Below are 14,194 nucleotides of genomic sequence, written 5' to 3' on the forward strand. Positions count from 1 at the left end.
GGCGTGTGGAGCCGGGCACACGATAGCGGCAGGACCGTCAGCTGTCTGTACCACTGCCGGCCATCGGCGCACGGCGCTTCTCCTCGGCAGCGGCGGCCTCGGCGATATTGCGCGCCATCCCGCCGAACACCACCGAGTGGAAGGGCCACACGCTCCACCAGTACGTGTGACCGGGCAGCCCGCGCGGATGGAAGAGGGCGCGCTGCCCGTATACCGTCCGGCCCCTCCCGTCGCGGCGCACCGACAGCTCCAGCCAGGCCAGTCCCGGCAGCCGCATCTCGGCCCGCAGCCGCAGCAGTTCGCCCGGCAGGATCTCCTCCACCCGCCAGAAGTCCAGCGAGTCGCCCACCCGCAGCCGTTGGGCGTCCCGCCGGCCGCGCCGCAGCCCCACCCCGCCGACGAGCCGGTCGAGCCAGCCGCGTACCGCCCAGGCCAGCGGGAACGAGTACCAGCCGTGTTCCCCTCCGATGCCCTCGACCACCCGCCACAGCGCGTCCGGCCCGACCGGCACGGTCAGCTCCCGCTCGTCCCGGTAGAGGCTGCCGCCCGCCCAGTCCGGGTCGGTCGGCAGCGGGTCGCTCGGCGCGCCGGGCACCGAGGCATTGGACCAACGGGTGTCGACCCGCGCCTCCTGGATCCGCTCCAGGGCCAGGCGCAACGCCCGGTCGAAGCCGATGGGCCCGTCCGGCGGATCGGGTACGTACTCCTTGACGTCGTGCTCCCGGCACACCACCTCGTGGCGCAGCGATTCCGTGAGTGGCCGGGCGATGGAGCTGGGCACCGGTGTGACCAGACCGACCCAGCGGCTGGAGAGGGTCGGGGTGAGCACCGGCACCGGCAGGATCAGCCGTGGCCGCAGCCCCGCCACCCGGGCGTAGCGCTGCATCATGTCCCGGTACGTCATGACGTCCGGGCCCCCGATGTCGAAGGCCCGGTTCACGTCCTCGGGCAGTTTCGCGCTCCCCACCAGATACCGGACGACGTCCCGCACGGCCACCGGCTGGATCCGGGTCCGCACCCAGCTCGGGGTGATCATCAGCGGCAGCCGCTCCGTGAGGTACCGCAGCATCTCGAACGAGGCGGACCCCGAGCCGATCACGATCGCCGCGCGCAGCACCACCGTCGGCACCCCGGAGTCCAGCAGGATGTGCCCCACCTCGGCCCGCGAACGCAGATGCGGCGACAGGTTCCTCTCCGGCACCCCGGCCGGGGTCAGCCCGCCCAGGTACACGATCCGGCGCACCCCGGCCGCCCGCGCCTGTTCGCCGAAGGTCCGGGCCGCCCTGCGGTCGGTCTCCTCGAAGTCCGATCCGGAACCGAGCGCGTGCACCAGGTAGTACGCCACATCGACGTCCCGCATCGCCTCCGCCAGGGACGCGGCGTCGGTGACGTCGCCGCGCACCACCTCGACCCGGTCCGCCCAGGGATAGTCGCGCAGCTTCTGCGGCGTTCTGGCCAGGGCGCGCACCCGGTGCCCCGAACCGAGCAGGGCGGGCACCAGCCGGCCGCCGATGTAGCCGGTCGCCCCGGTCACCAGACAGCGCGGACGCCTGCTGTCGGGGCTGTCCGGGCCGTCGGGGGGATTCAGGTCGTCGGAGCCGCCATCGGAGGCGTCGTCAAGATCCGTCATCTGCCCGAGTCTGGCACCGGACGGCCGGTACGACCGGTCGGGGGCACCGTACGGCGGCATCGACGCCATCGGTACGGTGACGTCTCCCGGAGCCCGGCACCGGCTCAGCGCACCGCCGCGAGCGTTTCGCCCCCGCGCAGCGACGCCGTCAGCTCCACTTCGGCGTCACGGGACGCCCGCACCGCGAGCGTCGGCCCGCCCGCCGCTCCCCGCACCGCCCCGGCCGCCTCGATCCGGGTCACCGCCCGGCTTCCCGCCGCCAGGACGTACCACCGGCCGGAGGCCGCCTTCCAGCGGGTGCCCGCCAGGACGTGCTGTCCGAACCTGCCGCACAGGGCCGTGTCGTCGCGGTCGGCGACCACCGCGGCCGGGTCCGTGGGCGAGGCGGCGGGCCCGAGGAACTGCACCAGCACCCGACCGGGACCCCGCCACGTTTCGGCCCGGGTGCACAGCCAGCCGGCCGACGCACCGTCCTCGGGCAGCTTCTGCTCGGCGAAGGCCCAGTTGTTGACCGCCCGCACCCCGGAGCCCGACAGGACCCGCAGGGAACACGCCGTACGCGCCCAGGCGAGCAGCGCCTCGGCGCCCGTCGCCTCGCGCGGCTGCCGGGCCGGTGCGCCCCGGCCGGGCTTCGGGGTGTACGTCAGATGCGCGGGGGCCAGGTCGCCCAGATCCGTCACCAGGAAGGCGTGCTTCTCCACGATCCGCCCGGAGGACCGCAGTTGGAGCACCGGCCAGGAGTCGCACGCGCCGCCCGCGGCGGGCCGGGGCGCCGGAGCGGTGACCCCGTCCGGGCCCACCGCCAGCGGACGGGCCGGGGTGTCGGGCGCCAGCAGGTCCCGGGTGGTGGACTCGGCGATCCAGGGGGCGAGCAGGAACCGCGCGCCGCCGTCCGTACGGCTGACGACGACGGCCGCGCCCGTCGTCACGTCCGAGCCGTCGGTCCGGGCGAAGTCCAGCGCAGCCCCGCCGGACCCCGACAACGGCTCCGCGTAGCGCACCACCCGGACGCCGCCGTCGTGGAACAGCACCACGGCCGCCCCGTCCACCTCACCCGCGAACAGCAGCCGGGGCGGCTGCGCGGGCGGTGCTGTGACCGTGCCCGGGGTGATGGACACCCGGACCGTGCCCGGCGGATCTGACCAGGCCCGCAACGCCCGGCCCAGCAACTCGCCGTCGCCCGTGCGCCCGCCCCGGGCGGGCCAGGCGGTGAAGTCGACGCGCGAGGTGTCCGCCCACCGCTCCGCCGCTGTCCGCAGCAGCCCTGCCGGATCGAGCGCCGGGGCTGCGACGCCTGCCGGATTCCGGTCGTCGCCCGTGGGCCGCGTCCCCTCGTCGCCGGCGACCGCCAGGCCTCCCGCCACCACGCACAGCGCCGCGGCCACCGCCACCGCCCGGTGCCTGCGCCGCAGCAGGTCGCTCGGGCGGGTCTGGACCACGCACGGGTCGAACTCGCCGGACCTGAGCATCGCCTGCGACCCGGCTCGGTCCGGGCTCCCCAGCCGGGCCGCCCGGCGGACCGCGTCCGCCGGATCCGCCACCGCCGCCCGGGCCAGCAGCTCCCGCGCCGCGGACTCGTCGAGCCCCTCCAGCAACTGCAGGGCGAACGCCGCCCGGACCGCTCCGGGCACCGTGGACAGGGCCCGGTCCAGGGTCAGCTCGTCGACACCGCCCGCCCGGGGGAAGAGCCGCAGCCCCCATACCACCGGCAGGGCCGGACGCAGCGCGGCCGGAGCCGGGAGCCTTCCGGGCCACCAGCGAGGCCGCCGCTCGTAGGCCAGCGCCGCTCCCAGCACCCGCAGCCGCAGCCACCCGTACGCCGTGCCCGAGGGGCCCCGGTCCGGTCCGGCCCCCTTCGGCACGGGCTCCGCGGCCGCTGGAGCGCCGGACCGGCGGGGCCGGTCGGGAACGCGCGGGCTCCGCGCGCGGCTCCCGGCAGCGGGCAGGGACCGCTGGACGACGCCGTGCGCGGCCAGGACCCGGCGGTGCCGCCCGAGCGCCGGCGGCAGGACGACGTAGGCGAGCCGCACCAGGCGGGCGTAGTGCTCCACGAGGGCGGCCTCAGCCTGCCGCACACCCGTGTGGCCGGGGCGTACGTCGGTCCGCTGCTGCGGTTGATGGATCGGCATGAAATGGGTGCCTTCCGGGGCCGTGGCGGGGATGTCATACCGACAAACGAGCCAATCGTGTGACGGTCACATCACCCGTGCGGGCCGTCCGGGCGCCTCACCCGCGGGCGTCGCCGGGGGAGGCGAGCAGGGCGTCCAGGACCTTGCCGAACATCCGCCGCCCGGTGGAGGCGAGCAGCGGATCACCCCACCGGGGCACCAGCCGCACCCGCAGTTCCTCGACCCAGACCACATGGGAACCGGAATCCGTGGGAAGCACGTCGATCGAGGCCCGGCCCAGCACCACGGCCCCCCGCTTCTCCAGCCGGCAGACCCCGGCCCGGCCTCCGGCGGGCGGCGTCCACCGCACCACTTCCATCGGATCGTCGAACGCCAGCGGGCCCAGCCCCGTACGCGCCACGAAGACCGTCCCGAGCTGTGAGGGAAGTCCGGTCGGGACCGAGATCGCGGTCAACGGCACCTGCGCGGCGTGCCGTTCCCAGTCGGTCACCCGGCGCCAGGCCTCGGCTGCGGGGAGAGGGGAGAAGCGCTCGATCCGGAAGACGGCCACACCACGATCCTATGGGGTGCCCGGCGGACCCGCCGAGCCGAACGGAACCCGAAGGGCCCGGTTCAGTCCTCGGCGGGCGAAGCCGCGTCGGCCTCGGCAGGGGCGTCGCCCGCCACCAGCAGTCCCGGCAGATGCTCCCCGATCTCCGCGCGCGTCCGCGGAGCCAGGCCCGCGTCCGTGACGAACGTGTCGACCTCATCCAGCGCGGCGAAGGAACTCAGGCCCACCGTGCCCCACTTGGTGTGATCGGCCACGACCACGATCCGGCGCGCCGCCCGGACGAAACGGCGGTTGGTCTCCGCCTCCGCGAGGTTGGGCGTCGAGAGCCCGGCCTCGGCCGAGATCCCGTGCACGCCGAGGAACAGCACATCGAAGTGGAGTGAGTCGATGGCCCGGTCCGCCACCGGCCCGACCAGCGAGTCCGAGGGGGTGCGCACCCCGCCGGTCAGCACCACCGTCGCCGCCCCGGGCCGCGCGCCGCGCCCCCCGGCCGGACGCTGCGCGTCGTGGAACACGTCGGCCACCCGGACCGAGTTGGTCACCACCGTCAGATCCGGTACGTCCAGCAGATGCCGGGCCAACGCGAAGGTCGTCGTTCCGCCCGAGAGAGCGATCGCGCTGCCGGGCACCGCGAACGCAGCCGCCGCCCGGGCGATGTCCTCCTTGGCGCTCAGCTCCAACGCCGACTTCGCCTCGAACCCGGGCTCGTGCGTACTCGCCTCGACGACCGGGACCGCGCCGCCGTGGACCTTCTCGATCACTCCCTGACGGTCCAGCGCGTCCAGGTCCCGGCGGATCGTCATGTCGGAGACGTTCAGCTTCCGGGTCAGCTCGTTGACCCGGACCCCACCACGCCTGCGCACCTCGTCGAGGATCAGCGCGCGCCGCTGTTCCGCGAGCAGATTCTGATTCTCGCTCACGCCGGGTCCGGTCCTTCCCTCTGCCGTACGGTCCGCAGCCGTCTGCGCGACACGCTCATCCTGCCACGCAGGCATGTCCGGCGTATCAGCTGGGGAGATTCCGTGAGACCGCTTCACGCACCCGCCCCGCGCCCGGAATCCTGGGGACTTCGTGACCGGCTGGTCACCACGCCCGGAGCCCGCGGCGTCCCGGCCCCGCACCACCCGCTCCTGTGCACGTCTTCGTCGGCCGCGAGGCCGACGCGCCCGAGAGAGAGTCCCCCTTGGCCCCTGCCGCCCCGCTCCCGTCCCTGCCCTCCTCCCCGTCTCCGCAGTACACCGGGACCGCATTGGAACTGCTCGTCCACGGCGTCGGCGGCGCCACCCCGCAGGAGATGCTGGGCGACCCCCGTACCGTCCGGGTCACCGGGGACGAGACCGCGGCCGTGTACCGGCGCACCGAGGACGCCCACGGCGAGAAGCACCCCGAGCGCTACCGGGACGAGCCCGTCGCCGAGGCGTACTGCTGGTCCGGCCTCACCTCCGGCAACAGCTCCCGCGCCCTGTGGCTGCTGCTCCTGCCGTTCATGGTGGTCAACCTCGCCCACTGGATGCGCCCCACCGCCACCGGCCGCACCCGCGCGGTGCGGCTGTACGGCGTGCTGGTGCGACTCGTCGCGCTCAGCCTCACCGTGCTGCTCACGGCGGCCGCCTGCGAAGTCGCCCTGGACCTGCTGGCCTGGCAGTGCGCCGGCGCCGAGGCCTGCGCCGAACGCCGCTCCTGGCTAGGCTTCCTGTCGGCCCATCAGGGCGGCTGGTGGTCGCAGCCGGGCCGCCGCCTCGCCCTGGCCGCCGTCGTGCCGGCGGCCCTGGTGGGGCTCCTGTGGTACCTGTCCAACCGGACCTGGAGCGCGTACGAGTCCCAACGCCCCCTGGACGAAGGAGACATCGACGTGTCCGGCCCGGACACCGGCGGATCGCGGGATGTCCACGGCCCCGACGCGCCCGGCCCGGACACCGGCGGAGCCCCGCGCCCGCCCGCCCCGGTCCGCCCCGCGCTCGGCAGACCCGGCTTCTGGTACGGCCGCCGGATCGTCGCCCGGCTCCGCGCCGCCCACACGGCGGCCGGGTTCCTGACTGTCGCCGTCGCCGTCGCCGGCGCCGCCGCCCGACACGACCGGAGCGCTGAGGGCCCGGTGCCCCAGTTCCTCGGGGCGGCCGTCGAGGGCGGCATCGCCCTGTGCGCGCTCGTCGTCGTCAAGGTCGTCTGCGGCCGGGGCCGCAGCGAACGGACCCGCGACACCAGGCTGGACGCCGCCCTCACCACCTATCTGCCCGGCTCCGCGATCGCCCTGCTCGCCCTCGCCGTCGTGTACGCCTCCTGGTCGCGCCCCCACTGGCAGTCCTCGGGCAGCCTGCCCGGCGAGACCGCCTTCCGGCTCCTCGCCCTCGGCCAGGGCGTCCTCGTCGTCGCCCTGGCCCTGGTCGCCCGGAGTCTCTACCGGCGCACCTGCGAACCGCGCACCGTCCTGCACGGACTCGGCGGCCCCGCGGTGGCGATGCTCGCCTGCGCCCTGGGCGGTGTGATGACCGGCGGGGTGGCCCAGCGTGTCGCCGACTGGCTCGACGGGCCCGGCAGCCCGGGCATGGGCCACGGCACCGACATCGCCGGGCCGCCGGTCCTGCTGAGCTGGCAGGCCTCCGTCATCCCGGTGCTCCTGCTGCTCCTGCTCGTCCCGGTCCTGGTGCTGATCGTCCGCACCACGCGCACCGCCCGTCGCCTGGGCCCGCTCATCGAGGCGGAGTACGCCCCCGAACCGCCGGACGAGGGCCGTACCCGCCGCATCGCCCGGATCCGCGCGACCGCCGCCCTCACCGACTCGGCGCCCTGGATCGTCGGCGTGGTCTCCGGGGCCACCCTGCTGCTCGGGGCGGGCGCGATCGTCGGCTCCTGGCGCAGTGACGAGGTGCCGGGCCGGGCCGCCGACGGGAGCTGGCCGCTCCTCGAATCGTTCGCCGAGGCCGCGCAGTCGACCGGCTCCTGGCTGATCGGCTTCGGCTTCGTACTGTTCGTCGCCGGCGGCCGACGCGCCTACAAGGACGCCTCGGCCCGCCGCACCATCGGCATCCTCTGGGACGTGGGCACCTTCTGGCCGCGCGCCGCCCACCCCTTCGCACCCCCGTGCTACGCGGAGCGCGCCGTCCCCGACCTCGCCTCCCGGATGTCCGCCTGGACGGCGACCACACCCCGGGGCCGACTCGTCATCTCGGGCCACTCGCAGGGCAGCGTGCTCGCCGCGTCCGCCGTCTGGCAACTGCCCGACGCGACCCGTCGCCGGGTCGCGCTGCTCACCTACGGCTCCCCCCTGGAGCGGCTGTACGGGCGGTGGTTCCCGGCATACTTCGGCCCCGGGCCGCTGCTCGGGCTGCACCGCTCGGTGCACTGCTGGCGCAATCTGTGGCGGGACACCGACCCGATCGGCGGCCCCGTCCGCATCTGCGCCGATCCCGACCCGGGCGTCGACCGGGGCCCCTTGAAGGACCCGCTGGCCTACGGGCGCACCACGAAGCTCCCGCTGCCCGAACCGATCCTCGGACACTCCGACTACCGGGCCGACCCGGTCTTCGCCGAGGAGCGGGCCGCCCTCCTGGCCGAACTGGGACCGCAGGTGCCCCGGCAGTCCGGGGGCGGCCGGCCGGGGCCCGGGGGAGACGTTCAGAAGGGCAGTTCGGGGAGATCCTCCGGGTAGAGCAGGGTCAGGTCGTCCGTGCTCGTCTCGGCGAGCTGGGCGACCCGGCCCGCGTGCCGCTCCACCATCGACTCGAAGGTCTGGCGGGCGGTGCGGCCGTTGCCGAAGGCCGGGCCCTTGGGGAGCTCCGTGAAGTACTTCAGGAGCGCCTCCCCGGTGCCCTCCGCCAGGCTGTACTCGTGCTCCTCGGCCTGCTGCTCGACGATCCGCAGCAGCTCCTCGGGGAGGTAGTCGTGGAAGGTGATGGTCCGGGAGAACCGCGAGGCCACTCCTGGGTTGACGGTGAGGAACCGTTCCATCTCGTGGGTGTAGCCCGCCACGATCACGACCACCGCGTCCCGGTGGTCCTCCATCAGCTTCACCAGTGTGTCGATGGCCTCCCGCCCGAAGTCCCGCCCGGAGTCCTCGGGGGAGAGGGCGTACGCCTCGTCGACGAACAGCACCCCGCCGCGCGCCCGGTCGAACGCCTCCTGGGTCCGGATCGCCGTGGACCCGATGTGCTCCCCGACCAGGTCCACCCGGGACACCTCGACCAGATGACCGCGCTCCAGCACTCCGAGCGAGGCCAGGATCTCCCCGTACAGCCGGGCGACCGTGGTCTTGCCCGTACCGGGGGAGCCGGTGAAGACGAGGTGCCGGCGGACGGACGCGGCCTTGAGCCCGGCCTCCTGCCGGCGGCGGCCCACCTCGATCATGTCGGTGAGCGCCCGCACCTCGCGCTTGACGCTGTCCAGGCCCACCAGCGCGTCCAGCTCGCCGAGGACCGCCGAGGAGTCCCGGGCCGGCTCCGCCGGGGTGACCGGCTCCGGAGCGGGCCCGACCGCGCGCTGCCCGGGCAGCGCGCCCAGCAGGCCGGGCGTCGACCGGGTCTCCGTCAGCACCGCGGGCGGCGGGGCCGGAGACGTCCGCAGACCGCTCTCGTCGCTCGTGCAGTCCTTGGCCACCGGACCGGTCGCCGCACCGTTGTCGCCCTCGGGGAACTCGTAACCGCCCCGGGCGCACCGCTCGGTACGGCAGCGGGTCAGCGTGGTGCGGCAGCCGTCCATGACGTGAAAGCCGTAGCCCTCGCTGCCCGTCACCCGGCAGCTGTCGAAGGTGCCCCGGCCCTCGGCCGAGACGTAGAACCCCGCCTCGGCCGGAGAGGTGACCGTGCAGCGCTCGATGGTGGGGTCCGCGCCCTTGGTGACGATGACCCCGGTCTGCGCCGCGTCGATGGTGCAGTTGTTCAGCGTGCCGCCGCTGCCGTGGTCGCGGAACCAGGCGCCCGTGGACGCCTCCCGGATCCGGCAGTCGTCCAGCTGGGCGGTCGCCCCGTCGCTCACGGAGACGGCGGTGTTGCGGATCTGGGAGAGGTCGCTGTCCACGACGTCGGCGCGCGACCCGCGGTCGAGGACGAACAGCGCGTCGGGCACGTCGTGCACCCGGCAGGCGTCCAGTATCACCGTCGCGCCGTCGCTGACCCAGACCGCCGGGTAGTCGCCCGTACTGTCGTGGATCTCGCACTGGTTGGCGTCGACCCGGGTCCCCGGGTCCCAGACCGAGAGCCCGTTGCGGCCGAAGCGGCGGACCGTGGAGCGGGTCAGCGTCAGCACCGAACGCGACCGCAGGTCGACGGCGTTCTCCGGGATGTCGTGGATGTCGCAGTCGGCGAGGGTGAGCACCGCGTCGGTGTCCAGCGTGACGCCGTCCGCCGAGGTGCGGTGCACGGTGCAGTCGGTCAGGTGGGCCGAGCCGCGGGCGGTCACCTGAACGCCGCTGCCCTTGATCTCGTACACCTCGCAGCCGAACGCCTCCAGACCACTGCCCTCGCCGGTGACGCCGATGCCCGCCCCGGACGCGTGGTGGATCCGGCAGCGGTCCAGGCGCGGATGCCCGCCGTCGCGGACCGAGACCCCGGACTGGCCCGCGGAGACGATCTCGCACTCCTCGAACACGCCGCCCGCACCGTCCAGCACGGCGATGCCGACCCCGGCCGGATTGTCGACCGTGCAGCGCCGCACGGTGGGCCGGGCCGCGCCGCGTACCTCGATGCCCGCGGCGGACCGCGTCACGATCCGCAGGTCCGTCAGCTCCGCCGTGCCGTCCTCGACCAGCAGCGCCGGGGCCGCCGAGTCCTGGCCCTCGATGTGGAGGTCCTGGATGACCGCCGAGGCGCGCACGGTCAGCGGTACGCCGTCGACCGGCGCGATCCGCACGGAACCGACCGAACCCTCGGGGCCGCGCAGTGTCACCGCGCGATGGAGGACGAGGTTCTCCCGATAGGTCCCGGGCGCGACGGTGAGAACGTCGCCGTCGGCTGCCGCCTCCAGGGCCGCGGAGAGGGAGGCGTACTCGCCCGTGCGGCGGCGCCATCGCGATGTGCCGGTGTGCGTCACCTGGACCGTGCCCTGTGCCATGGCGTTGCTCTGCCCCCACCTCGTGCTGTGCGATGCCTCGGGTCCGTCCGCCGCCGGGGAGGCGGACGGGGTCGGACCACCGTAGCGCGCGTGACGGCCGGGAGTTGACGAGTCCGCCCCGCCGAGCGATGTCTCCCCCCTCCGCTCCCGGCCGGGGGAGAGAGCGGTCAGCCGCCCTTTTCGGCCCTGCCCCAGTCCGGGCCCGCCGCGGCCCACTCCCGGTCCAGCCGTGCGTACCGCAGCCGCACCATGCGTCCCACGGTCAGCCGGCGGCCCGCCTCGACGCAGGCGGCGGCGAGCAGGAACGTGCCGATGCCGCCCAGCACCGCGTGGGTCCGGGCGGCGCGCCCGTCCATCGGCGGAGGCACCGGGTGGCCCGCCGCGTCCGTCCAGATCCGCACCGGGGACCCCGGGCCGCCCGGCCGTGACACCGTAGCCACCTTTCCGGTGCGCGGACTGCCGTCCGGGGCCTGCCAGGACGCCACCACCCAGGTGTGCGCGGCCCGTTCGAGGCCGCCCTCGGGATCACCGGCGAACCGTTCCCGTCCCGCCGGACCCACCACGACCGCGTCGACGGGGTGACGCTCCTGGTGCTGGGCCCGCACCGACCGCTGGAGGGCGGCGTCGGCGACCGTCCCGCCCGCCCAGCCCGCGGCCGGGGCGCCGACCACGAGGAGCAGCAGCGCCGCGAGCGCCACCCCGGCCTCGCGGCGGTCTGTGGCACGGCGCAGCGCACTGCCCCGCCCACGCAGCAGCGCCCACAGCACCCACACCTCCGTGCCCCCACCCCTTGTGCGAATCTATCTGTCGAGGATCCGTACGGGGTCCCCGACCCTGATCACTCCCGTCCCCTCGGGAATCAGATTCTGGCCGAAGACCAACTGCTTGCCGAACCGGCGGTGGCGGGCCAGTGTGAGCAGCGGTTCCCTGCCCCGCTCGGCGGTGCGCTGGTCGGTCGTCGTGATCACGCAGCGGCCGCAGGGCTTGGCCACCGTGAAGACGACCTCGCCGATGGCGATGCGCGGCCAGTCGTCCTCCGCCCACGCCTCGGTCTCCCCGATCACCACGTTGGGCCGGAAACGATCCATCGGCAGCGGGCCCTCCCCGGGCCGGTCGCCCGCGGCGATCAGGGTGTTGAGCGCGTCGAGCGACGAAGTGGTGGTCGCCAGCAGCGGGTAGCCGTCGGCGAGGGAGACCACGTCCCCGGGCCGGGCGAAGAGTGGGTCGACGGGCCTGCGGTGCGACGGCTCGTCGAGATGCACGAGCCGGACCTCCGTACCGAGCACCGCGCTCAGCCAGTCATGGGCGTCGCCCGGCGCCTCCTGCACCACCACGGTATCCCGGTGCAGCTCCACGGCGAGCATGCGCCCGGGGGTCGGCGCCTCGACGCGCTGGGGCGGAACGCCCGGCGCGGACAGGAGCACACCGCCGCCCGGCAGCGTCTCGGCCGCGATCCGCGCCATGGACGGCTGCTGACGTTGTGTGACGGCCTTGGACGCCTTGTCGACCAGCATCCAGCGACGGTCGCCGTCGAGTCCCCATGGCTCGACGGTCACCACGTCGCAGCCGCGGGCGGCAAGCGACTTGACCGGGTAGACATGGGCGGAACGGAGCACGGGAAAGCTCATGCGCCCATCCTGCCAGCAGCCCCGGACCCCGTACGCGCGGTTTTCGGGCGCCACCAGGCACCCCTGATGTCCTGGACGCGGCTGATATCCGGTGCGTCCCCCGGCGCACCTCGTCGCACGGAGTCGGTTCAGTACCCCCGGCTCTGGTACGGACGGTTGTACGGGTCCTCGTACGGCGGCTGCGCCGGCGCGGGCCGCGGCGAGGCCGGGCGCATCGACTCGTACCCGGTGGTGGACGCGGGCCGCAGCTGCTGCGGCTGCTGCGGCTGCTGCGGATAACTGCGGACCGCCGAGGGCTGCTGCGGGATGTACGGCGCGGGCGCGTGCTGCAACTGGGCGGGCTGCATCGGCGCGTGCTGCACCGGAGCCTGCTGGTACTGCGGCGTCGGCTGCTGGTAGCCGTAACCGGTCTGCTGTGACGGGGCAGCGGGCAGCGCGGGCAGCGCCGACGGCAGGGCCGGCAGATAGCTGTTGCCGGTGTCATAGGCGGCCGGAACCCGGATGGGGGCGATCTGAGGGGTTCCCCGCTCCGCGACCAAGGAGTCGTAGATCGGAGTTTCGGGGAACGACGCGGCGTAGTAGCCGCCGCCGAAGGTGGAGCGGGGGGACGTCATGCCACCTAAGTTAAGCCCACGATGTGCTGGATGGGGAGCCCCCATCTTTGGGTTATCCGTTTTACGCGGGTTCTGTGCGCCCGGCCCGCCAAAGTGTTGTTAAAGCTTTCGTTAACGGCAGGGACCTTTCCGCTGGTGGGCGATGGCTTCGACCCGCGCTCCCGACCGTGAACAGGAAGGGCGTCGACGCGGCCGGGAGGCAAGCGAATAGCGTTTGGCCAAAGCGTGATGCGTGCGGTTCGATCTGGCGGAGATCGTCCGGCGGCCCGAAAGGCCCTGCCTTCCCCCGGCCCTCGTAGTGCTTTTGGCACCGCCCTCACCCGCCCGGCCCGGTGGGACCGACCGTGTGCGGTGCGCGGCGCGGGAACCGGCCGGCCACCGGCAGGACCAACAGGGCGGCTACCCCGCCCATCAGGGCCAGTGCGGGGTAGCCGTCCCGCGCGACGATCAGGCCCGACGCCAGGCTTCCGACCGCTCCGGCGGCCGCGAGCCCCACGTCCACCAGCCCCTGGGTCGTGGCGCGCCGGTCCGGGGGCAGGGCGTCGGTGACGATCGCGGTGCCGCTGATCAGCCCGAAGTTCCAGCCCAGGCCGAGGAGTACGAGAGCGGCGCCGAGTGCGGGCGTCGAGCCCGCGGGTGACAGGGCGGCCAGAGCCCCTGCCGCCAGCAGCAGCGGTCCGGACGCGCAGGCGACCCATCGTCTGCCGATCCGGTCGACGAGGAGCCCGGTGAGAGGGGAGGGCAGGAACATCGCTCCGACGTGCAGCGAGATCACGAGCCCCGCGGCCTGGGCGGTATGACCGTGCGCCAGCATGTGCACCGGCGTCATCGTCATGATTCCGATCATCACGACCTGGGTCAGGATCATCACGGTGGTGCCGACGGCGACGTCGTGACGCCCGGCGGGCACCGCGGTCCCGGTGCGGGATCCGTCCGTACGCGCGTCACCCGCCTCGCCGGTGTCCGCCTCCTCGTCCGGGGTGCCCGCCGCCCGGGCGGCCAGCGCCTGGGCGAGCCGGAGCGGATCGGGCCGCAGCAGGCAGGCGAGGACGACCGCGGTGGCGGCGAACGCCGCAGCCGCCAGGAGGAAGGGACCGGCGAGGCGCGGCACACCCCAGGCGTGCGCGACCTCGCCGGCCGGCGTCACCAGCATGGGCCCGGTCACCGCGCCCAGGGTGGTGGCGAAGAGCACCGCGCTCACGGCCCGTCCGCGCCGGGCGGGGGAGGCCAGGTCCGCCCCGGCGTAGCGCGCCATGAGGCCGGTCGCCGTACCCATCCCGTACACCACGAGGGACGGGAAGAGCAGCGCCACGCTTTCGGTGGCGGCGGCCACCACGACACCGACGCTGCCGAGCGCCCCGGTCGCGTAGCCCAGGGCCAGTCCGGGGCGACGGCCCCAGCGTGTGCAGAGCCGGCCGACGCCGAGCGCGCCGAGTGCGGCCCCGGCGGTGAAGAGCGCGCTCGGCACTCCCGCGAGGCCGGTGGAGCCGAGCATCTCCTCGGCGATCAGGGCCCCGACGGTTATCCCCGCCGTGAGACCGGCGCCGCTCATTACCTGGGCCAGTACCAGCACGGCCAGAATGCGCCGCTGTTCCGGA

Annotated in this window: 10 protein-coding genes; 1 reads left to right on the forward strand and 9 read right to left on the reverse strand. The window is 74.4% G+C overall.

Going from position 1 to position 14,194, the window contains the following annotated elements:
- Positions 1-37: 37 nt before the first annotated feature.
- The 4 genes from ACZ60Q_RS24030 to ACZ60Q_RS24045 form a co-directional block, all read right to left on the reverse strand.
- Complete coding sequence (locus tag ACZ60Q_RS24030; protein ID WP_469638163.1) at positions 38-1,630, reverse strand: SDR family oxidoreductase; 1,593 nt, start codon at positions 1,628-1,630, stop codon at positions 38-40.
- Positions 1,631-1,734: 104 nt separating this feature from the next.
- The gene (locus ACZ60Q_RS24035) at positions 1,735-3,759 is read right to left on the reverse strand and encodes a hypothetical protein (RefSeq protein ID WP_469638166.1); all 2,025 of its coding nucleotides are present in this window, start codon (positions 3,757-3,759) and stop codon (positions 1,735-1,737) included.
- Positions 3,760-3,856: 97 nt separating this feature from the next.
- Entirely contained in the window at positions 3,857-4,309 is a 453-nt protein-coding gene (locus tag ACZ60Q_RS24040; protein WP_469638169.1) for an SRPBCC family protein, read from the reverse strand.
- A 62-nt stretch (positions 4,310-4,371) separates the two neighbouring features.
- Positions 4,372-5,229 (reverse strand): DeoR/GlpR family DNA-binding transcription regulator, encoded by an 858-nt coding sequence (locus ACZ60Q_RS24045; RefSeq protein ID WP_469638172.1) that lies wholly within the window; start codon positions 5,227-5,229, stop codon positions 4,372-4,374.
- Positions 5,230-5,492: 263 nt separating this feature from the next.
- Between ACZ60Q_RS24045 and ACZ60Q_RS24050 the strand changes: the two genes are divergently transcribed.
- On the forward strand, positions 5,493-7,958 hold the full coding sequence (locus ACZ60Q_RS24050; protein WP_469638334.1) for a hypothetical protein: 2,466 nt from the start codon (positions 5,493-5,495) through the stop codon (positions 7,956-7,958).
- Here the strand turns inward: ACZ60Q_RS24050 and ACZ60Q_RS24055 are convergent.
- The 5 genes from ACZ60Q_RS24055 to ACZ60Q_RS24075 all read right to left on the reverse strand — a co-directional run bounded on the left by ACZ60Q_RS24055 (position 7,925) and on the right by ACZ60Q_RS24075 (position 14,169).
- Complete coding sequence (locus tag ACZ60Q_RS24055) at positions 7,925-10,354, reverse strand: right-handed parallel beta-helix repeat-containing protein (protein WP_469638175.1); 2,430 nt, start codon at positions 10,352-10,354, stop codon at positions 7,925-7,927. The two genes, ACZ60Q_RS24050 and ACZ60Q_RS24055, sit on opposite strands and share 34 nt — an antisense overlap.
- A gap of 167 nt (positions 10,355-10,521) precedes the next feature.
- Complete coding sequence (locus ACZ60Q_RS24060; protein ID WP_469638178.1) at positions 10,522-11,127, reverse strand: Rv1733c family protein; 606 nt, start codon at positions 11,125-11,127, stop codon at positions 10,522-10,524.
- 27 nt (positions 11,128-11,154) lie between these two features.
- A complete protein-coding gene (locus ACZ60Q_RS24065; protein WP_469638181.1) occupies positions 11,155-11,982 on the reverse strand; it encodes an MOSC domain-containing protein in 828 nt (275 codons plus the stop codon).
- 128 nt (positions 11,983-12,110) lie between these two features.
- Entirely contained in the window at positions 12,111-12,596 is a 486-nt protein-coding gene (locus ACZ60Q_RS24070) for a DUF6643 family protein (RefSeq protein ID WP_469638184.1), read from the reverse strand.
- A gap of 316 nt (positions 12,597-12,912) precedes the next feature.
- The gene (locus ACZ60Q_RS24075) at positions 12,913-14,169 is read right to left on the reverse strand and encodes an MFS transporter (protein ID WP_469638187.1); all 1,257 of its coding nucleotides are present in this window, start codon (positions 14,167-14,169) and stop codon (positions 12,913-12,915) included.
- Positions 14,170-14,194 lie beyond the last annotated feature (25 nt).

It is taken from the genome of Streptomyces sp. NPDC104313, from assembly GCF_055583985.1.